Annotated in this window: 18 protein-coding genes and 1 pseudogene; 9 read left to right on the top strand and 10 right to left on the bottom strand. The window is 47.5% G+C overall.

What is annotated here, in order from left to right:
- Positions 1-5: 5 nt before the first annotated feature.
- Both B5P39_RS05790 and hpf read right to left on the bottom strand, forming a co-directional pair.
- Positions 6-470 carry a DNA polymerase III subunit chi gene (locus tag B5P39_RS05790; protein WP_011716230.1) on the bottom strand — a complete coding sequence of 155 codons (465 nt, stop codon included), beginning with the start codon at positions 468-470 and terminating at the stop codon, positions 6-8.
- Positions 471-1,656: 1,186 nt separating this feature from the next.
- The gene (hpf, locus tag B5P39_RS05785; protein ID WP_011621920.1) at positions 1,657-2,013 is read right to left on the bottom strand and encodes a ribosome hibernation-promoting factor, HPF/YfiA family; all 357 of its coding nucleotides are present in this window, start codon (positions 2,011-2,013) and stop codon (positions 1,657-1,659) included.
- A gap of 297 nt (positions 2,014-2,310) precedes the next feature.
- On the opposite strand from hpf, the gene B5P39_RS05780 reads away from it, so the two are divergent.
- A complete protein-coding gene (locus tag B5P39_RS05780) occupies positions 2,311-3,000 on the top strand; it encodes a cytochrome b/b6 domain-containing protein (protein WP_088210800.1) in 690 nt (229 codons plus the stop codon).
- A gap of 65 nt (positions 3,001-3,065) precedes the next feature.
- On the opposite strand, the gene B5P39_RS05775 is transcribed toward B5P39_RS05780, so the two are convergent.
- Positions 3,066-3,515, bottom strand: coding sequence for a c-type cytochrome (locus tag B5P39_RS05775; protein WP_011625579.1), 450 nt, complete (start codon positions 3,513-3,515; stop codon positions 3,066-3,068).
- Between the two features lie 189 nt (positions 3,516-3,704).
- Between B5P39_RS05775 and trpR the strand changes: the two genes are divergently transcribed.
- Positions 3,705-3,980, top strand: a complete 276-nt coding sequence (gene trpR, locus B5P39_RS05770; protein ID WP_011621923.1) for a trp operon repressor — start codon at positions 3,705-3,707, stop codon at positions 3,978-3,980.
- Between the two features lie 30 nt (positions 3,981-4,010).
- On the opposite strand, the gene B5P39_RS05765 is transcribed toward trpR, so the two are convergent.
- The gene (locus B5P39_RS05765; RefSeq protein WP_011716233.1) at positions 4,011-4,388 is read right to left on the bottom strand and encodes a hypothetical protein; all 378 of its coding nucleotides are present in this window, start codon (positions 4,386-4,388) and stop codon (positions 4,011-4,013) included.
- A 192-nt stretch (positions 4,389-4,580) separates the two neighbouring features.
- The gene (locus B5P39_RS05760) at positions 4,581-5,243 is read right to left on the bottom strand and encodes an FKBP-type peptidyl-prolyl cis-trans isomerase (protein ID WP_088210799.1); all 663 of its coding nucleotides are present in this window, start codon (positions 5,241-5,243) and stop codon (positions 4,581-4,583) included.
- Between the two features lie 642 nt (positions 5,244-5,885).
- Here B5P39_RS05760 and thrA point away from each other — a divergent pair.
- From thrA to B5P39_RS05725, 6 genes are all read left to right on the top strand, one after another.
- Positions 5,886-8,354, top strand: coding sequence for a bifunctional aspartate kinase/homoserine dehydrogenase I (gene thrA / locus B5P39_RS05750; RefSeq protein ID WP_088210798.1), 2,469 nt, complete (start codon positions 5,886-5,888; stop codon positions 8,352-8,354).
- Complete coding sequence (gene thrB / locus B5P39_RS05745; RefSeq protein ID WP_088210797.1) at positions 8,351-9,289, top strand: homoserine kinase; 939 nt, start codon at positions 8,351-8,353, stop codon at positions 9,287-9,289. Before thrA ends, thrB begins: the two co-directional genes overlap by 4 nt.
- A gap of 65 nt (positions 9,290-9,354) precedes the next feature.
- Positions 9,355-10,638, top strand: a complete 1,284-nt coding sequence (gene thrC, locus B5P39_RS05740; protein ID WP_088210796.1) for a threonine synthase — start codon at positions 9,355-9,357, stop codon at positions 10,636-10,638.
- A gap of 290 nt (positions 10,639-10,928) precedes the next feature.
- Complete coding sequence (locus B5P39_RS05735; RefSeq protein ID WP_425383176.1) at positions 10,929-11,198, top strand: hypothetical protein; 270 nt, start codon at positions 10,929-10,931, stop codon at positions 11,196-11,198.
- 134 nt (positions 11,199-11,332) lie between these two features.
- Complete coding sequence (locus B5P39_RS05730; protein WP_283771399.1) at positions 11,333-12,244, top strand: substrate-binding periplasmic protein; 912 nt, start codon at positions 11,333-11,335, stop codon at positions 12,242-12,244.
- Between the two features lie 207 nt (positions 12,245-12,451).
- On the top strand, positions 12,452-15,733 hold the full coding sequence (locus B5P39_RS05725; protein ID WP_088210793.1) for a S41 family peptidase: 3,282 nt from the start codon (positions 12,452-12,454) through the stop codon (positions 15,731-15,733).
- A gap of 106 nt (positions 15,734-15,839) precedes the next feature.
- Here B5P39_RS05725 and B5P39_RS05720 read toward each other — a convergent pair whose 3' ends face one another.
- The 5 genes from B5P39_RS05720 to B5P39_RS05700 all read right to left on the bottom strand — a co-directional run bounded on the left by B5P39_RS05720 (position 15,840) and on the right by B5P39_RS05700 (position 19,334).
- Positions 15,840-16,262, bottom strand: coding sequence for a hypothetical protein (locus tag B5P39_RS05720; protein ID WP_088210792.1), 423 nt, complete (start codon positions 16,260-16,262; stop codon positions 15,840-15,842).
- 129 nt (positions 16,263-16,391) lie between these two features.
- On the bottom strand, positions 16,392-16,829 hold the full coding sequence (locus B5P39_RS05715) for an OsmC family protein (protein WP_088210791.1): 438 nt from the start codon (positions 16,827-16,829) through the stop codon (positions 16,392-16,394).
- A gap of 99 nt (positions 16,830-16,928) precedes the next feature.
- Positions 16,929-17,279, bottom strand: a complete 351-nt coding sequence (locus B5P39_RS05710; RefSeq protein ID WP_088210790.1) for a DUF3325 domain-containing protein — start codon at positions 17,277-17,279, stop codon at positions 16,929-16,931.
- A complete protein-coding gene (locus B5P39_RS05705; protein WP_088210789.1) occupies positions 17,276-18,958 on the bottom strand; it encodes a PepSY-associated TM helix domain-containing protein in 1,683 nt (560 codons plus the stop codon). The genes B5P39_RS05710 and B5P39_RS05705 overlap by 4 nt, the downstream gene beginning before the upstream one ends.
- Position 18,959: 1 nt before the next feature.
- On the bottom strand, positions 18,960-19,334 hold the full coding sequence (locus B5P39_RS05700; RefSeq protein WP_088210788.1) for a DUF3649 domain-containing protein: 375 nt from the start codon (positions 19,332-19,334) through the stop codon (positions 18,960-18,962).
- A gap of 421 nt (positions 19,335-19,755) precedes the next feature.
- On the opposite strand from B5P39_RS05700, the pseudogene B5P39_RS05695 reads away from it, so the two are divergent.
- A pseudogene (locus B5P39_RS05695) lies at positions 19,756-21,039 on the top strand (methyl-accepting chemotaxis protein); the annotation flags it as partial.
- Between the last annotated feature and the right edge of the window lie 126 nt (positions 21,040-21,165).

Raw genomic sequence — 21,165 nt, 5'->3', positions numbered from 1 at the left:
CTGTCTCAAGCTAAATTAAGTGGATGTGTTGCTAAATTTTGGGTTGTTAATTCAATCCCTAAGCCACGATATTGGCGGTAGCGTTCACGTGCTATCGCTTTATGTTGGTCGTCATTAGCCACAAAATCGAAGATTTGACCAAAGTTTACCGCAAACGGAGGTACTTGGTCTGCAAGATTAATCAGAAGTTGGCGACTTTTGTTTGGGCCGAGTCTGTCAAAACCGATTTCAACGGGTGAGCCTGTGGTGGGGCCTTCACCTTTGAGGTTATGGGGGACAAATGCACTGGGTTCAAACTGCCATAGTAACTCGTCGATTTCGAAGGCGATGTTCTTGTCCTGACAGTGAATATAGACCTGCTGCTGGTTTATAAATCCCTGTTGGGCTAGACGGCAAGCCAATTGATACATGTCATTAAGGGCCGTGTTCACGCCCATCGGCGGCAGTAAATAAAACAGCGCTTGAGTCATGATTTCAATGCCTTGCTTAAAGTTATAGACGAACGGGTAAGTCTACACTAAAACTCAAGCGGGGTTAACGTTTAGCTTCGGGGTTTTTCGCGGGAGATTGAGCAGCGGGGACAGGGGTTGGCTTAAGCCGTTACTGTGCCAAATGTGCACAGCTTAAGTACTCGCTTAAGGCTAAGACTAATGGTTAAACGACTATGGGTTTTCGGGATATAAAAGCAAAGCGCACCCGAAGGTGCGCTGGTTGAAAGACTGGTCAAACAAACTATTCCTCCTAGGTTATTGAGCATTGTTATTAAAGGATTTATTGACGTTTTGTGAATAAACAACACATATTGCATTAGATTTTGTTTATTCAGCAGGTTAACTCACTTTCAACTTACAATTTTAACTTACATTTTCACTTACGATTACACTTTAGAATATAAATAAAGGGATCTGGCCGATATTAGTACTCAAAAAGGTACTGGGTATTTTGCTGTTAAGCAGCTCGCCTTGTTCCGTGTTATCTAAATTCTTTTTTACTCACAATTTGTAATATGCCCACTTGCTCATATTACCGATAACGCTATTAACCTCCTCATATTGTTTGACTGTTAAGAAGCTAATTCACCTAAAGTGGTCTTTCATGGTACCTATGTGGCTCTATTGCTGACGTCCTCCTCTTGATTGTTACATTTGGGCTCAAAGAGTGTGTAAGACTAAAATTGGCAATACGATGTAGTAGGTTACTCCTTAATGATCGACTCGTGTGTTAACACCCATTAGTGCGTTTATCGTTAGTTGTTGGTTATCGGTCTCTATTTTTTAGTAACCTCGCATCTCATTTGATAATCAGAGGGGGAACGCATAAATACTACAGCTTAGCGTTACCGAATTTATGTGGCCGTCTTAATATGACTGACCTAATGTGACTGTCTTAATGTAACTGCTTGTGTCACTTTTTTGATTGAGAGTTTAGTGTGGCGGCGTACTCCTTCTTATGGTGATATTTAACGCTTTTAAGTTGAAATTCACATCACTTCGATTCTGCTGTCACTTAGTAAAGTGTAGTAGTTATTTAAAGGTTCACACTCTTTTTACTGACCATTAGGATGGTCTATCAAACTTTTGCTAAAAATGTGACCTATTAAACCTTATCTACTTTATGCTCTCGAAGTGATGTGGTCTCGCACTAACATCGAGTAACTTAAGCTGCATCTTCCTCCTCGTAATCATCCTCGACATTAACAGCGTCTTCGGGATGAGCAATGGATGCGAAACGTTGTGCTTCAGGTTTATGGGTTAATCGATTGAGTTGTTTCTCTAATTTTTGACCCATGGCCGTAATGGCTGCATAAAGATTGTCGTGTTTTGCTTGAGCAAAAAGTTCTCCATTTGGGATGCCAACCGATGCTTCAATTTTGAAACCAGGTTTCTCCTCTGTGATGATGACATGGGGATTAATCAACTGCACATCGTGCCTAGAAAGTTTGTCAAAACGGCTTTCAATGCGTTCACGGATTGGGGCAGTGACTTCTAGTTGTTTGCTCGTAATCTTTAGCATATGTTGCACCTTCTATTTGTTTCCTTCGATTTCAGATTACCAATCTACACCCTTAAAAACGAGATCTAAATCACATTTTTTACCCCGTTCAGTTCTGTTCGTTGGTTATTTGATCGCTTAGACAAATCTCGAGGATTCTTGGTCGAAAAGGCTTGAATTGGTTATCGGAACAGGCCATATTTGATGGGATAACTACGCAGTCTTTCCCATCATTTACCTATCTTTACTTTAAGTTTTTCATTAGATCCCGATAAAATACCTTCACTTATTTCATTGCTCAGTCGAGTGGCAGGTATTATGGAAACCGAACATATCAAAGTTAAAGTCTGGGATTTACCCACACGCTTTTTTCACTGGGGCATGGTGGCCCTCATGGCCTTACTCTGGTGGAGTGCCGAAGTGGGCGAAATGCAATGGCACCAGATCTTTGCTTATAGTTTGTTGATTTTGATTGGCTTTCGGCTTTTATGGGGCTTGATTGGCAGTGATACTGCGAGGTTTAGTCACTTCGTGCATCATCCCAAGGTGGTGTTTGAATATTTGAAAGATGTTCGCGCAAAGGGCGTGTCAGTGGTTTTAGGGCATAACCCGATGGGCGGTTATATGGTGATTGTGTTGATTGCCATTATTAGCTTACAGCTAATCACTGGACTCTTTGCTACCGATGATGTGTTTACCGAAGGTCCACTGTACCGCTATGTGAGTGCTGATACTGCTTCGTTTCTCACTTGGTTGCATAAAATGAATTTCAACCTCATCTTAGCCTTGAGTGCCGTGCATGTGTTGGCTGTCGTTGTACACGCGCTTAAAGGTGACAAATTAGTGGGAGCCATGCTCAGCGGTTATAAACGGGTGTCTAAGGTTGAGCACGCCGAATCTGAAACTCAGTTGGTGTTTAAATCACACTGGTTGGCCTTAATCGTGCTGTTAATCATCGCTGGAGTGGTGTTTACCTATTTGATGTGGCCCATAGTACAAGTGCTCTAGCCAATGCTGAACATAAAAAAAGCCTGCATGTAGCAGGCTTTTTTATTAGACATTACAACGCGTAATTAGTCTTTTTTGTACACGTCGTGACAGCCTTTACAGCTCTTGCCAGTGTTCATAAAGGCTTGCTTGATTTCAGCTTGGTCACCTTTTTGAGCCACAGTCGCTAAAATAGCGGCATTTTCTTGGAAGGTTTTCATCTTAGCGTCGAAGTCAGCCTTATCTTGCCATACTTTGGCTAGCGCTTCGGTATCGCCTTTATCTGAACCTTCAATAAAGCCTTCGAAAGGAATGTGCGAAAGAGCGGCGACATTGTTGGCGCGCATTGCGAAGGTTTCAGCTTCGAAAGGTTTCTTGCCTTTCATCATTGCGCCCATATCGCCAAAGTTATAAGCAATCAGGCCAAATGCAGATTGGCGATATTCAATCGCGTCTTTCGCATCTTCAAAATTGTGTGCTTGTGCAGTTGAAGCCAATAAGGTACCGGCAACGAGAGTCAGGAGTAATTTTTTCATCGTATTCTCACAAATTAGCGTCGAAGTGTGACATTGCGCTCCTATTGTACACAAATTAACTCAATGTACTAGAAGCATTTTTGTCAGTTTTTGTCTAGGCAGGAGGGATAAACGTAACAAGTTATTTGTTGGTTGAGTAAATCTGCTAAACTGCCGTTGTAATGCTTAAACAATGCTACTGGGGCGATTATGCGAGCCAATTGGGACTTAGTTTTAGAGAAAATATTGAGCCATGGAAACTATGAAGAACTCTCAGTGTTGTTCCATTTATTGCTGACAGAAGAAGAGCGCAGTGCGATCGCGGGACGATTAAAGGTATTTCAATTATTACTCGATGGTGAGATGAGCCAGCGGCAAATCGCGGCGGAATACGAGGTCAGCATCGCCACGATCACACGCTGTTCAAACTATTTAAAGAATATGGCACCTAGCCATAGAGAAAAAATTCAACAGCTCATCAAATAAGGTCGCTGTGGTGCCTTTATCCTTAATAGCCTAAAACATTGGGGTGACAGGCAATTTATGACGACGATAAAGCGTACGTCTTACCAGAATGTAGAAGCTGTAGCTTAAGAGTAATATGGCTAATAATGGGTAAAACTTTTCGGGTAAAAACTTAAAGATCGACAATGCACCGAGCAAGTATAGGAAGGGTAATAGGTCATAAATCATCTTAGGGATCCCGCCTGATTTCCTACGTTTGATAGGGTCGGTACGACGGTTTTGGGAGCGCATAGTGTAAATTCTTGCGCCAAGCACAAAGATGACTGCTGCAGCAATCAAAGCATAATTGGGTTCGAGCAGCATAAAGCTTGTGATGCCTAATGCCATATAACCATAAGGTAAAGCTTCATATACCGGTTTTGTTAACATATGCACTCCGTCGCATGATATCGAAATAGGTTTAAAACCCTAATATTCCAGTTAAAAATGCTAAATCTATCTAAAACTTCCGTGTTTACCTTTGGATTATAAACATTTGTGGATAAAAAAAGCACCTCCTTATGTAAGGAAGTGCTTCATTATCTTGCTCGGGTTAGTGAGCTTTAGGCGTTACGACCTAAATTAGCCGCGGCAACCGCAACCGCCATTGCCATCACAACCTGTTTTGGGTGTGTCGCATGCTTCATGATCGTGGTCATGGTGATGATGACCATGATCATCAGAACCGCCACAACAGCTACCCGCATCTTGGCTTGAACCACCACAGCATCCGCCGCCGTGGTCATGATCATGGCTGTGTCCATGGCTACCACATCCGCCGTGGGCATGGATATGGCCATGGGCAACTTCTTCTGCAGTTGCAGCGCGAACATCGATAATTTCAATGTAGAAGCTCAGTGCTTGTCCCGCTAAAGGATGGTTGCCATCAACGATGACTACATCATCTTTGACTTCGACAACTTGCACTGGGCGTTGACCCATTTCTGTCTCGGCAATAAAGCGCATACCAGGAACGATATCTTCGATATCACCGAATGCTTCTAATGGCACAGCTTGACGCAGACCATCGTGGTAAGGACCGTAGGCTTCTTCGGCACTAATAGTCACATCCAGTGTTTCGCCCTTGGTTTTACCTTCTAATGCAGCTTCTAATCCTGGGATCAGGTTTTCTGCACCGTGCAGATAGAGCATAGGTTCGGCATCAAAAGAGTCTTCTAAAAGTCTGCCGTCTTGATCTGATAAACGGTAATGAATGGTTACCGCGCTGTGTTGGGTGATCTTCATATCGCCTCCGGTTCGGAATGTGCGCGCATAATAACGTGCTTTTGGGGCGCTGGCGATAATTTGAAGTTGCTTATGTTAGATATCGCACAGCTTTTTGTTGATGTGATGAACAGCCATTTGGAGAGGAATTTACGCCAAATTGTTGATGGATATCGCTTGCGGTTTGTTGGCCTCGAAAGTGGCTTTACATAGCTTAATCTAAAGGCATTACGACATGCTTGATATAATTGATTGAATTTAAATGTTTAAAAATAGATGTATTTGTGCAGTATTACGTTTACGTCAACAGTTTTCTATTGATGAAATCGCATTTTTACCTTAGGAAAACTTGATATTAATGAATGTTAAGAGGCGAATTTGAGGCTGTGAAAGATTTGTTCATAAATAATCCAGTTAGGGGGTTGACAAGGCTAGGTGAAAAAGGCAATTCTGTTTTACATCACATTGACATGGATTAGCCCAAACGTATGCATAGCCTAGGTTTTGTAGTAATTACCATTATTACAACCACCACTACAACCAGAGTGGGGGCGGGCTGATACACCCTAAAGAATTTTAACGACGAGCCCGCTTCCCACAAAGAAGCGGGCTTTTTTGTTTCTAGCTTATGTTTCTTAGTCGGGCGCGGTACAGGAGATCAAGATGAAAGTAATGAAATTTGGTGGTACCTCGCTTGCAAATTGGCAGCGATTTTCAATGGCGGCGGATATCGTGGCCAAGGCGGCGAAAGCAGAACCTGTGGCTACTGTGCTCTCTGCGCCCGCGACAGTGACAAACGCCTTGCTAGAAATGGTCGATGTGGCGGTGAAAGGGGAAGATTACTCGCCAGTCATTCAACACGTTGAACGGGTGTTTACCTCGCTCTATCAGGATGCGGTCAGTTCTGGACTCTCGAGCAGTCAAAGCGAAGTGCTGTTCGCCGGACTGAGTGCGCAGCTTGCACGTTGGCAGGACAGATTACGCGGTATTACGCTGCTGCAGGAATGCCCTGACGGGGTGCGCGCCGAAATCGTGGTTGCTGGCGAGCGTTTGTCTGCTGCTTTGATGGAGCAAGTCATGCTGGCCAAAGGCATCACTTCGGCGCAGCTGGACCCGCGTGAGCTGTTTTTAGGCCGTGGTCGTCCGCTCGAATCCGTGGTGGATATTGCCGTCAGTAAACCGCGATTCAAAAATCTTGCCCTCGATGAAAAACGGGTTTGGGTGATGCCCGGCTTTACCGCCGCCGATGAAGACGGCAAGGTTGTGACCTTAGGCCGTAACGGCTCTGACTATTCCGCTGCCGTGCTGGCCGCTTGTTTAGATGCTTCAAGTTGTGAGATTTGGACCGACGTTGACGGCGTATACAACACCGATCCTCGGGTTGTCACCGATGCTAAGTTGCTGTCACAGCTCAGTTATCAAGAGGCGATGGAGCTGTCTTACTTTGGCGCAAAGGTGCTGCATCCTAAAACCATTGCGCCTATCGCCCAGTTTCATATTCCCTGTTATATCAAGAACAGCTTTAATCCCGATGCGCCTGGCACTCTGGTATCGAATCAGGCCGATGAAAGCGGTCTGCAGGTGAAGGCCATTTCTAATCTGGATAATCAAACCATGTTTGATGTTTCAGGCCCCGGCATGAAGGGCATGGTCGGCATGGCGAGCCGCACGCTGGCGGCAATTTCCCGTAGTGGCGTTTCCGTGTCACTCATCACCCAGAGTTCTTGCGAATACAGCATCAGCTTTTGTGTGGCGACCAGTGATGCAGCCAAGGTGAAATCGGCGCTAGAGCAAGAGTTTGAACTAGAAATCAAAAGTGACTTACTCGAGCCGATTGAAATGCGCCATGACTTAGCAATCGTCTCCTTGATTGGTGATGGCATGCGTACCCATAAAGGTGTGGCGGCGCGGTTTTTCCAAGCGTTAGCGCAGGCGAGTGTGAATATTATCGCGATTGCTCAAGGCTCCTCCGAGCGTTCTATTTCAACGGTAATCGAACAGCGAAAGACCAAACATGCGGTTGCCGCCTGTCATCAGGGCTTTTTCGATGTGCAGCAGTATTTGGATGTGTTTTTAGTGGGTTGCGGCAATGTTGGCGCAGGTCTACTCGAGCAAATCAAACATCAGGCGAGCGTGTTAAAAGAGCAGCACATTAGCATTCGTGTCTGCGGCATCGTGAATTCAAGCAAGATGTTACTCGATAGTGCGGGTATCGATTTAAACAATTGGCAAAACCTGCTTGCCGACAGTCAGCAGCCAAGCGATCTGCCTGCGCTATTGGCTTGGGTGAAAGAGCAACAGTTATTAAACCCTGTGCTGGTGGATTGTACTTCAAGCGATCAAGTGTCGAACCAGTATTTAGAGGTGATGAATGCGGGCATGCACGTGGTGACGCCCAATAAGAAGGCCAATACTCGAGACTACGCTTACTATCAAGCACTGCGTCAAACAGCCTTGAAACAACGTCGTCAGTTCTTGTATGAGACTAACGTTGGCGCCGGATTGCCCGTTATCGATAACTTAAAAAAACTGTTATTTGCTGGTGATAAGTTGCACAAGTTTAACGGTATTTTGTCAGGCTCCTTATCCTTTATCTTCGGTAAACTCGATGAGGGTATGACGCTGTCAGAAGCGACTAAACTGGCGCGGGAAAAATGCTTTACCGAGCCCGATCCCCGTGATGATTTAAGTGGTATGGATGTGGCGCGTAAAGTACTGATCTTGGCCCGTGAAGTGGGTTTGAAACTTGAGCTAAGCGATATCGTTGTCGACTCAGTCTTACCTGACGATTTTGATGATTCAGGCGATGTGGAAAGTTTTATGGCACGTTTACCCGAGGCCGATGCTGCGATTGCGGCGCGAGTGGCTGAGGCGAAAGCGCAGGGTAAAGTGCTGCGTTATGTGGGGCAGATTGAAGAAGGCGCGTGTTATGTGCGTATCACCGAAGTCGATGCTACCGATCCGCTCTACAGTGTAAAAGGCGGTGAAAACGCGCTGGCATTCTACAGCCGTTATTATCAGCCGATTCCTTTCGTATTACGTGGATACGGTGCGGGTACAGAAGTGACAGCGGCCGGCGCCTTTGCCGATGTATTAAGAACCTTAAATTGGACTCGTGAGGTGAGTGTATGAGTTTGACCGTTTACGCTCCCGCCTCTATGGGTAATGTGGGTGTGGGCTTTGATTTATTGGGCGCAGCACTTGCGCCCATCGATGGCAGTTTACTGGGCGATAGAGTCACTATTGCGGCGGCGGATGCGGGGGTGAGCCTCACTCAAGTGGGAGCGTGGGCGCATAAGTTACCCAGCAATCCCGAGGATAATATCGTCCATCAATGCGCGGTGTTTTTCTTAAAAGCCCTTGGGAAAGAAAACCAAGGCGTGGCATTAACCCTAGAAAAAAACTTGCCCGTCGGCAGTGGCTTAGGCTCGAGCGCCAGTTCTGTGGTTGCAGCGCTTTATGCGCTGAACGAGCATTTTGAACGTCCATACGATAAACAAGCGCTACTCGAACTCATGGGCGAGTTTGAGGGCAAGATAAGCGGTAGTGTGCATTACGATAACGTCGCGCCCTGTTATTTGGGCGGTATGCAGCTAATGCTCAATGTGCCCGGCGCTATCTGTGAGGCTATTCCCAGTTTTAAACAATGGTATTGGGTGGTGGCGTATCCTGGGATTTCACTCTCAACGGCCATGATGCGTAAACTCCTGCCAGAACAATACGATAAGTCCGTGGCCATCGATTTTGGGCGTTATTTGAGTGCCTTTGTGCACGCCTCTTATCAGCAAAACGCCAAGCTTGCGATTCAAGTCTTGAAGGATGTGTTGGCCGAACCTTACCGCGCGGCTGCGATACCGGGTTATGACAACGCCAGAGCGGCACTCGCCGAATTAGGCATGTTAACCACTGGCATTTCGGGCAGTGGGCCAACGCTGTTTTCGGTGACTGATGATCTCGCGACTGCTAATGCGGCCAAGGCGTGGTTAGAGGCTCATTATTTGACCGAAGCGGGGGGCTTTGCCCATGTGTGCCGCCTCGATGAGCAAGGCACGCGCCGAGTCGATTAATTTTCTTACTTTTAAAAGCATTAAGCCCAAGCCTAAAGGCTTGGCACTGATAAGGTCGAGTGAGCATGGAACTATATAATTTAAAACACCCTTCGCAGAAAGTGAGCTTTAAGGAAGCGGTGCAATTAGGACTCGGTAAAGACAGGGGGCTGTTTTTTCCTACTCAAATCCCAGTGTTGCACGATATTGAGGCGCTGCTGGCGATGCCTTTTGTCGAGCGCAGTAAAAAAGTGCTCGGCGCTTGGCTTGCCTCAGAGCTTGGGCAAGACGCGGTAGATAAACTGGTCGAGCGCGCCTTTAATTTCGATTTGCCCTTGGTTGCGGTCGATGAGCAGCGCTCGTGCCTCGAGCTTTTCCACGGACCAACCTTAGCATTCAAGGATTTTGGCGCGCGCTTTATGGCGCAATGCATCAATGCCTTTGCCCAAGACTCGCGCTTAACCATTTTAACAGCAACCTCGGGTGACACTGGGGCAGCGGTGGCCGATGCCTTTTACGGCCTAGATAAAGTCAATGTCGTGGTGCTCTATCCTAAGGGCAAAATCAGTGAGCTACAGGAAAAGATGTTTACCACCTTAGGTAAGAACATTCACACTGTGGCAGTAGCGTCCGATTTCGATGCTTGCCAGCACTTAGTCAAACAGGCTTTTGAAGATAGCGATGTGCGTGATGGCTTGCATTTAAACTCGGCCAACTCAATCAATATCAGTCGTTTGCTGGCACAGATTTGTTATTACTTCGAAGCGGTCGCACAGTCGAAGCAGCGCCATGAGGCCGATCCTGTGATTGCCGTGCCCAGTGGTAATTTTGGTAATCTCACCGCGGGCTTATTTGCCAAAGCCATGGGCTTACCCGTCAAACGTTTTATTGCCGCCACCAACGCCAATGACACTGTCCCACGTTATTTAGAGAGTGGTGATTGGCAACCCAATCCCACTCAAGCGACTATGTCCAATGCGATGGATGTGAGCGAGCCAAGTAACTGGCCGCGCGTCGAGGCCATTTGCGAGAAACTCGGTTGGCCATTGGTGGACCTAGTGGGGATTCGTTTATCAGAGGCACAAACCTCGGAGGCGCTGGCCGAGTTACATGCCAAAGGTTATGTGTCCGAACCCCATGCAGCGATTGCTGCCAGAGCCTTAACGCTTAACTTAGTGCCTGATGAAGTGGGAATATTTTTAGGTACGGCACATCCTGCCAAGTTTAAGGACGTCGTGGATAGAGAGCTTAATCTCGATTTACCTCTGCCTGCAGAACTTAAAGCGGTGGAGCATAAACCCATACTTTCGGCTGAATTAGCCGCCGATTTTGCTCAGTTAAAGTCACATTTATTTGCGGTGTTAAGCTGAGGTGGCGAATCGCCATTAAGCAACAGGTAAAAGGGAGTCGATTGACTCCCTTTTTTACAAGTGTAAATGAGGCTCGAGAGAATTAATCAAAGCTTATCATCCACAGTGATTATCAAACCTTTATATAACCATATGAAATCAAATTAATATTTGTAACTTAGTGTATTGGTTGTCGTTAAAGGGATGTGAGTTGCTTCACAATTAAGTTGAATCGAATTCGTTATGTTCGCCCGCCTATTTAGGATTTAACAATTGGATAAACTGTTTTGTTTAAATGTGCCTTATCAGGGATTTGCCTTATCTTTTTTCTCTCAAGTTGCGCCTTAGAACCCCCTCAATTACCACGGCGCATTAACGAAGCCTATGATTTTGAAGTGACTCACTGTGACAGTTTTGCGCTAGTCACAGGTGTGAGTCGCCATGCCAACAACCTTGCCGAAGCAAAACAATCCGCTGCCTTACAAGGGGAGGTGCTAGGCGGCACCCATATAGTGTGGTTGCAAACGGATATGGGTGAACCAGCCAAAGTGGTGGCGGTAATCTATAAATGCTTGCTTTAAATAGGATGCCTTAAGCGACGGCTTTCTTACGGGAGTTCAAGCCATGGCATCCTCAGTTGATGCATACTAAGCTTATGAAGGCGATGGGAATGCCGCGGGTTATAACGGTAAACTCAATGCGTTAGACATTCTCGATGAGGACGAGAACAACCGATTATGGGGCGACTATTGTGTCTAGGTTCGTTTTTCAGCTTAGCCATATCCTGCTGTTATGTATTTTTATTTTCCCCGCTTTAGGTGTTCCATCTGAGGCCGGAGCGCCCGTTTGCTTAAATCCCCTCAAAGTGGGTTATAACGATTGGCCGCCCTATGCCTGGGAAGATCCACAGGGGGAGGCGCAGGGGTTAGATGTGGACCTGCTTCGCGCCTTTGCCGAACACTTAGGCTGCGAGGTCACTTTTATCAATGTGCCGGCGAAGCGCTCGCATCAAATGCTGAAAAGTGGCTCCTTAGACATGATGATGGGCGCCACTAAAACCGCTGAGCGTGAAGAGTATGCCTTATTTTCCGCCGCCTACCGTGATGAAACCGTGCGTTTATTTGTGTTGGATGAAAACAAAGACAAGATCCGCTTAACCCAATGGCAAGATATTTTTAGCCAGAAACTGCGTTTGTTAGTGCCTATCAGTGGTTGGTATGGGGTGGATTATGAGCAGACGCGGCAGCGCTTGGAGCAAGAGCATCTGTTGATACTCAGTCCCGATGCCGATAAGTCAGTGCAAATGCTCACCTATGGCCGTGCGGATCTGATTATTGGTGATGCCATGGCCATGCCTTATATCGCCAGTCAGCATCAAGGGGTGAGGTTATCACCGCTAAAGCCAGTGTTGGACCGCAACCAAATTCACTTAATGCTCAGCAAACAAACCCTTTCATCAGCGCAATTAAAGCAATTTAATGCTGCAATTAAGGCGTTAAGTACCAACGGGGAAATTGCCCGAATTGTATATAAATGGCAGCAAATTTCGTTGGCGCAGCAAACGAAAACCAGCCATCAGTTTAATTCGCTCTCCGCGCAATATGCCGACTTACTCACCTTCGATTAAACCTGAGAAATACCGTTAAGATTATCGGTATAGCAAATGGTAAGCCTATGACACATTTGCTAAAACTTCTGTTGCCTTCAGTTACTGCTCTCTCTATCAATTTCTGCTAGCTTGTGGGATTACTTTGCCAGACTTTGGGTCATCATTCGTCAATCACGCCCACTAGAAAGTCCATTGCTAACAATAACAATAGGATAGAGATTACACATGAAACTTCGTCATTCTGTTGCCTGCTGCATGCTCGCCCTTGGCACTTTGTCCGCAGCCCACGCCATCGCTCAACCCGCGAGCAATCAAGGTTATTACCGTGCGCCAGCATTGCATGACCAAACCTTAGTCTTTACGGCCGAAGGCGATCTTTGGACTCAAACGCTCGGGCAAAAGGCGGCGATGCGCCTGACCACTTTACCCGCCGAAGAGTTAGGTGCGGCCATCTCCGCCGATGGTAAATGGGTGGCCTATGTCGCCAATTATGAGGGCGCGAGTGAGGTTTATGTCATTCCTGTGGCGGGTGGTGTGGCCAAACGAGTGAGTTTCGAAAACAGCCGAGTGCGCGTGCAAGGCTGGACCGCAAAGGGCGAAGTGCTTTATTCCACCGACAGTGGCTTTGGCCCTGCGAACAATTGGATGTTGCGACTGGTTAACCCTGAGACCTTGGCGACGACTGACTTACCACTTGCGGACGCAGTAGAAGGGGTGGTCGATGCCAATAATCAATATGTGTACTTTACCCGTTTTGGCCTGCAGGTCACCGGCGACAACGCTAAGGTTTATCGCGGCGGCGCTAAGGGTGAGTTATGGCGCTTTAAACTCGGCGGCAAAGACGAGGCGCAGTTGCTCAGTGGTCAGCATCAAGGTTCGGTGCGTCAGCCTATGCTATGGCAAGACAGACTCTACTTTATCAGCGACAGCGATGGTAACGACAATCTCTGGTCCATGGCTCTGGATGGCAGTGACGCGAAACAGTTGACCCAATATAAAGATTGGCAAGTGCGCGGCGCGCGCATGGACCAAGGCAAAGTCGTGTTCCAGCAGGGCGCAGATATTCATGTTTTTGATATCGCCTCTGCCAAAGACTCATTATTAGATATTGAATTAACATCCGATTTTGCTCAACGCCGCGAGCATTGGGTAAAAGATCCTATGGATTATGCGACCTCAGCGAACCTTGCGCTTGCGGGTGATAAAGTGGTGATCACTGCCCGCAGCCATGTGGCGATTGCGGGAATTGATGGTTCACGTTTAGTGCAAGTGGCACTGCCTGGTACCTATCGCGTGCGCAATGCGATTATGAGTCAGGATGGTAAATCGGTTTATGCCATCAGCGACATGAGTGGTCAACAGGAAATTTGGCAATTTCCTGCCGATGGCAGCAGCGGCGCGAAGCAACTCACCAAAGATGGTCATACCTTAAGAATGACGCTGAGTCTGTCTAACGATGGTCGTTACCTTGCCCACGACGATAACGATGGCAATGTGTGGTTGCTGGATCTGAAGAAAAACTCCAATCAAAAAATCATCAGCAACGGTGAGGGACTCGGCCCCTATGCGGATATTCGCTGGTCGGCAGACAGTCGTTTTATCGCGTTAACTAAATCCGAAATCGGCAAGCAAAGGCCACAAATCGTGCTGTATTCTGTGGACGAAAATAAGGCTCAAACGCTCACTAGCGACAAGTATGAGTCCTATTCGCCGACCTTTAGTCGCGATGGCCAGTGGCTATATTTCCTCTCCAATCGCCAGTTTACTGCGACACCAAGCTCACCTTGGGGCGACCGCAATATGGGGCCAGTGTTTGATAAACGTAGCCAGATTTTTGCGATTGCCTTAGTGAAGAATGCCAAGTTCCCCTTTAGCAAACCCACAGAGCTGACGGCTAAGACGGCGGAAAAGGCAGACTCTAAAGATAAACCGACGCCGGTAAAAATTGATTGGGCGGGAATTGGCGAGCGTTTATGGCAAGTGCCTGTCGATTCAGGCAATTACAGCCAGTTAACTGCCATTGATGGTCGTCTCTATGTGCTCGACCAAGCGATTGGCGATGACACTGAGCCTAGCTTGATGACGATTAAGTTTAGCGAGCAGCGCCCTAAAGCCGAAGTGTTTGCCGAAGACGTGGCGAACTACAGTGTGTCCGCCGATGGTAGCAAGTTGTTGCTGCGCAAAAAAAGCAATGAAAAGTCGCTGCTGATCGTAGATGCGGGCGACAAGTTGGGGGATACCGAAAACGCCAAGGTGCAAACGGATCAGTGGCAATTAGCGATTTCACCCACCCTAGAATGGCAACAAATGTTTGAAGATGCTTGGTTAATGCACAGGGACTCCTTCTTCGATAAGAAGATGCGGGGCCTCGATTGGCAAGCGACCAAGGCCAAGTACCAACCGCTACTTGACCGTTTAACCGATCGTAACGAGTTAAACGATATCTTTATGCAGATGATGGGCGAGCTAGACTCGTTGCACTCGCAAGTGCGGGGTGGCGATCTGCCAAAAGACCCAGACGCGGCCAAAGGTGCGAGTTTAGGCGCTCGGCTACAACAAACTAACGATGGGGTAAAAATTGCCCATATCTATCGTAATGATCCTGAACTGCCAAGCCAGGCATCGCCCTTAAGCCGTATCGAAGTCGATGCGAAAGAAGACGATATGTTACTCGCCATCAATGGCACTCCTGTGACTAATGTGGCCGATGTGACTCGTTTATTGCGTAATCAGCAGGATAAGCAGGTATTACTCGAGCTTAAACGCGGCAGCCAAAACCATAAAACCGTGGTGATGCCGGTTAGCACTCAGGTCGATAGCCAATTACGTTACTTAGATTGGGTTAACCACAACGCAGGTGTCGTGACCGAGGCGAGTAAGGGCAAGATTGGTTACCTGCATTTATACGCCATGGGCGGCGGCGATATTGAGAGTTTTGCCCGTGAGTTTTACACCAATTACGACAAGGACGGTTTGATTATCGACGTGCGCCGTAACCGCGGTGGCAATATTGATAGTTGGATCATCGAAAAACTGTTACGCCGCGCTTGGGCATTCTGGCAGCCAACCCATGGCACGCCTAATACCAATATGCAGCAAACCTTCCGTGGCCATTTAGTGGTGTTAACCGACGAGCTAACGTACTCAGATGGTGAAACCTTCTCGGCGGGGATTAAGGCGCTGGGCATTGCTCCGCTCATTGGCAAGCAAACTGCGGGCGCTGGCGTGTGGTTATCGGGTCGTAACTCTCTCACAGATAAAGGTATGGCGCGGGTCGCCGAATATCCGCAATATGCGATGGATGGCCGCTGGGTACTCGAAGGACATGGGGTAACACCGGATATCGAGGTGGATAACTTACCCTTTGCGACCTTTAACGGCCACGATGCGCAGCTTGAAACGGCCATCAGCTATCTTAAGGATGAGTTGATTAAGCAGCCTATCCCCGCATTGAAGGCGCAGCCTATGCCGGCGAAAGGAATGGCAGAAGACATAAAAGCTAAGTAATTAGCTTAAAAAATAGAAATTTAACTAAGGTTTAAGTTAGCCAAGTTAAGCTGGCTTAGTTCAATGTTAGGGTGTTGTCTTGTGGTTCCCGAGACAACACCTTTTTTTATGCCCACTCATTAATGTTTTCGCTGGCATCAACATAGGCTTGCAGGGTGTTGACCTGTTGTTGATTGGCCATTTGCCCCACAGTTGCTGCCCGAGCGGAATCGTTGTGACTCAAATAGTAAGCCGTGGGAGCCGAAATCCCATCGTTCGTTCCCATCGCGATATTGACCATGTCCGATGCAACCTGATATTTCATTTTGGTCGCTTGAATATGAGCATATTGCTCAACACCCGCCTTCACTTTGCTTAAGTCTGGCGATTGAGGTTGTGGGATCGGGTCCACCTGCGACAGTTGTTTCGCTTCATTAGATAGGGTCACAGTGCTCGCGCTGGCGGGTGCGGCTGTTGCCGTACTCGTCGTGGCTGTTGCTGCTGGCTGTTGATAGGGTGTTGCGGTATTACGATAGGCTTGGATTTGCATAGCTTACCTCGAGTGTGAGCGTACGATATGGCGTTATCATACGGTAACTTAGCTTGAGCTAAGCTGAACGGGTAGGGAAATGGGTCATCGGAGAGGGCAAGTTTATCGCGATAAACTTGCCCCAAATCGTTAAAACTTAATTTGAATGTCTGTCGCTAACGTATTGGCGATAAAGCAGTTTGCGTGTGCTTTTTCGTGAATTTTCTCAAGAGTCTCAGCAGAAACCTCGACACCTTCGGCAAACACTACCTTAGGATTTAAGATCATTTTTGTGACTGCAAGCTTGCCAGCCTCGTTTTTCCCTAGCTCAGCCGAAGCCTCGTCGACATAGGAGGCGACAGGGAGACGTTTAAGATGAGCGATGGCGAGGAAGGTCAACATATGACAGGAGGACAAGGCCGCAAGCAGGCTTTCCTCTGGATTCACCAAATGTTCATTCCCCTTATATTCGGGGGCTGAAGATGCCTGAATCGTTTGACCGCTGCCAAACGTAATGCTGTGGTCACGGCAGAATTCGCCTTCTTCGGCTGGAGAGGTTTGCCAATTCACCGTTAAGTTAAAGCCCATGTTTTTCTCCTCATAGCAGGACATCAGGGCACTATAGCTTAGCTAAAAAGACTTCTCCAGCATGGGGCGCACAGTTTAGTGCGCCACCTGTGAAACGGTTTAGAACCCACCACTTAACAGCAAGCTGCTGGTCAATACACTGCCAGTGACAATCCCAATGGGAAGATGGCGTGGGCTGTAGCTTAGGGTCAAAATCACTAACATGGCGGCTAGCGAGATGAGCCCCATAAACAGAATGCTGCCATAGGCCCAGCCTTGCCCGTGGGCGCAGGTGCTTAAGCTGATGATTAATAACAGCCAAGCAAACAGGGTTAACAGGTGGCTCTGCCATTGTGACGGTGGGCGTTTAAACACATCCTTAAAATGGCCAAACTTGGCTAATGCAAACAGCGCAAGGGAGAGATAACTAAGCCCGAGAATGCCGAGCATAGGGATAAATTCTGGCATCATGATTTTGCTTCCTCCAAGGGAGACGACGAGGCAAGTTCGTTAGCATAACTCGGATCTGGCTGTTTTCTTATGACTTTTTCAGCTGTAGCCGTATTTTTTCGACTCGGTTTTTGCAGTGTTTTGACCACAGCAGAGAGTCGTGTACTGGCAAATAACATCGCACTACCCAGTAGTAGAGCGACTATATCAAACCCCACCAGTGCCCATTGTTGGCTGCGGATATTGTCAATAAAGTGGCTTGGCGAGGTAAATGCGTTCAGTACCGGCAGCGCACAATAAAGTACTCCGATTAGCATTAAGGCCAATTGCCAATGGCGTCTGCTTCTACCGAAAAATGCCCAAGCGCCCATTGCCGCTAGGGCGATAAAGAAACAGTGAACCTCCCAAGCAGAGCGAGTCGCAAAATCGACGGGTAACAGGCGGTTGGCATAGAAGAACGCTGCCGCGCCCAAGGGCAAGCCTAAGATAAACATGAAGTTTAAGCCTTCAACTAAGCGCAAACCACGACTTGCTTTTTCACCTTTATCGATTGCTTTTTGCTGTTTCTGGCGTAGACGAATCGCCCACATTAAGGTGCCTGATGCCACCATGGCACAACCGAGTAAGCCGCAGAAGAAGAACAAAATACGCAGCAGTGGCGCAGCAAACCGTGCGGTGTGCAGCGACATCATAGTGTCGTACGTGGCGACGGTTCCCGACACTTCATGGGGGCTGGCGTATTTGAGTTCACCGGTCACGCCGTTAAAGACTAAGATTGACGACTCATCGGTGACCTCTTTGCCAGTATTTTGGTAGAAGGTGACTTGGCTATTTTGATCTTTAGGATAAGAAACAATCACCTGCTTAATAGGCGCATCGCCCCATTCAGCCTGAACTTGGGGTAGCAGTTGGCTTAAGCGCACTTGCTCAGCCTGAATGCCCGAAGCTTTTTCGGTTTGTCTCGCCGGATTGAGTTCTTTTAAAAAGGCTTGATTATCCTCAGGATAAGCTGTGCTCACCGTCCATGGAATATACATCAACATTAAGGTAATGAGGCCGGTATAAGTGATCATCAAATGGTAGGGTAGGGCAATCACTGAGCTTACATTATGGGCATCTAACCATGAGCGCGCGCCCTTGTTCTGGCGAAAGCTAAATAGGTCTTTAAAGATACGCTTATGGATAACGATGCCGCTGATAAGGGCTATCAACATAAACATGGTGCAGACACCCACAATGTAACGCGCCGTAATGGCGGACATATAGTGCAGGTCGAAATGTAAACGATAGAAGAAGTCACCACCGCGGCTATCGCGGATATCAGTGATGACGCCACTACCATCGGCCAGTGCGGTATGTTGCTCGATTTTGCCACGGCGTTGCCCCTTTTCAGGCGGCAGTTGCCAAGCAAAACTCAGCATTGGGCTGCGTTCTGTCGGGAAATTAATTAACCAGCGCTGTGTGGTTGGGGCGGAATGCGTTTCAATATAGCTTTGTCCCTTCTCAAGTTGGTTGGCGATTTGGTCAACTTGATAGTCCTGAAAAGCCCCGCGGTGAAGCTCAGGCTCGGCCCATAGGCTCATTTCATGGCGGAAATAACTCAGGCTGCCAGCAAAGAAGATCAGCAATAATACCCAACAAACGAGTAAACCCGCCCAAGTATGTAGCCAAGATAGGGTTCTAAAAAAGGTTTCTTTCATCTTACTGTCCACACACCTTAAGCAGAGCAAAACACAGGAGACTAAATAGCGTGAGATCCCGCCACGCATGCCAGGTTTTACGCACGCAGAAGGCATAAATTATCGCGATGGCATAAAACAAAAATGCCAACATATTGGCCGTTAATGTGCTCTCAAATCGAGACATAGGCAGTACTTGCGTCAGTAAACAGGCTAGTGTTGCCGCCGCAATATAGCCCGCTAATAAGGCGGCACTGGCGCGAACAAACACTTGAAAACCAAACTGGGTTTGATCTTGCTTAAACCAGCGTAAGGCTGCTTGAAAATAACCCGTTACAGCGGCAGTTGAAGCTGCCGAAGTTGCTGAAGGTGTATCTGATACAGGGATATGAGACATAAGTGCTGCTTATTTCAGTCAATATTAAACCGTTATGGCGACCTGCCATGTCACGCATACCACTCCATTGATTGTACTTATGCCTAACCCTGTCCACTTGGGTGCATGAGCAAAGGAGAGTTGCTACTCGGTTTGGAGTATAACTCAGTTTATTTAAATGATAAACAATATCATTTGCGTTTATCTGTGAGATCCTTAACGTATTTGTGACGGGGCAAAATCACGCCGGACTCGTTTGCGCAGGAATAATTCAGCAATGTGCAATCTGTCACAAATGTTTGGTTTTGTTGATGTGATTGATCTTACTTGTTTAGGATTTGGTTAATTTTTATGCTGCCATTGTGAGCTTAATCAAAGCAGGCATTCTGTCATTTTGGCAAAATGCGGCGCAACTTTCACATGGAATCCGTTAGTGCGCCCTATGCAAACACATTCAAAAAATGGTGAAAAACACCTTTCCGAAAACGCTATTCTCCTCTCGACGACCGATCTGAAGGGCAACATTAAGTATGTTAACCAGACCTTTTCGCAGATCAGTGAATATAGCGTTGCCGAGTTGCAGGGAAGCCCACATAACATAGTGCGCCATGGTGATATGCCTGCCGCCGCTTTTAAAATGCTTTGGGAGAGGATAAGAAGCGGTAAACCTTGGATGGGCATTGTTAAAAATAGAACCAAAACAGGGGGCTATTATTGGGTCAATGCCTATGTCGCACCAGTATATGAGAACGGCAAAATCCATGAGTATCAATCGGTTCGTCGCCAAGCGACCCCTGAGCAAATCAAGGCGGCCGAAGAGATCTATCAAGGGATCAATCAAGGTAAACAGCCTAAAGCATTAAAAAAAGACCGGTTAGGATTTGGCGGGAAAGTCCTCACGGCGATGTTGTTTACTATCGCGTTAACCGCATCCTTAGCGACTTATTCGCCCATCTTGGCTGTGCTAGCGGGTGGGCTGATTGCTTGGGGACTGTGGTACATGCTTATGCGGCCTTTTCAGGAATTAGTGCGGGTGGCCAGTAATATTATCGATGACCCTGTTGCTATGGGCGTTTATACCGGCAGGCAGGATGAAATCGGTAAAATTGATCTTGCCCTGCGATTTTTAATTACCGAAATCGGCGGCGTAGTTGGCCGAATGGCGGATTCTGCCAGTGAGATCCAAGAGCAGAGTGTCAATCTTAAACAAACTATCACTAATACCTGGGAGCACGCCGATAGCCAGAGCGCGCAAACCTCGCAGGCGGCAACCGCAATGGAGCAAATGAGTGCCAGCTTTGCGGAAGTGACGGACAATATCCACCGCACCGCCTCCGAGATGGTTTCTAGTCATCAGGCGGCGCAGCGCGGTCATTCACGGCTTGAAACCGTTATCGAGGCGATACATCAACTGAGTGTGCAAGTGAGTCATTTTTCCGATGTGGTGCAAACGATTGAGCAGGATAGCCAAGCGATTCATCAAGTGTTAGAAGTGATCCGCTCCATCGCCGATCAAACCAATCTGTTAGCACTCAATGCGGCGATTGAAGCGGCGCGTGCGGGGGAAAGTGGCCGCGGCTTTGCTGTTGTTGCCGACGAGGTGCGGCAGTTATCTAGCCGAACCAGCCAGTCGACCTCACAAATTGAGCTGATTGTCAGTCGGTTTAAAGACAGCACCCAAAGGGCCACATCGACCATGACGGCCGGACAGGAGCAGGTTAAGCGCTGAAGGATCCCCTCATAAATCAGCCATAGCATAGCCATATTTGAGCAACTGATTGGCGAATAATACCCAGGCCGCCAGCAATTCTTTCTCCGTGATTTGATAATCAGGCCGCCTGAGTACCTCCAA

Source organism: Shewanella sp. Shew256, assembly GCF_002196695.1.
GTDB classification, from domain to species: Bacteria; Pseudomonadota; Gammaproteobacteria; order Enterobacterales; family Shewanellaceae; genus Shewanella; species Shewanella mangrovisoli.
This window is presented reverse-complemented; position numbering and strand designations above follow the sequence as displayed.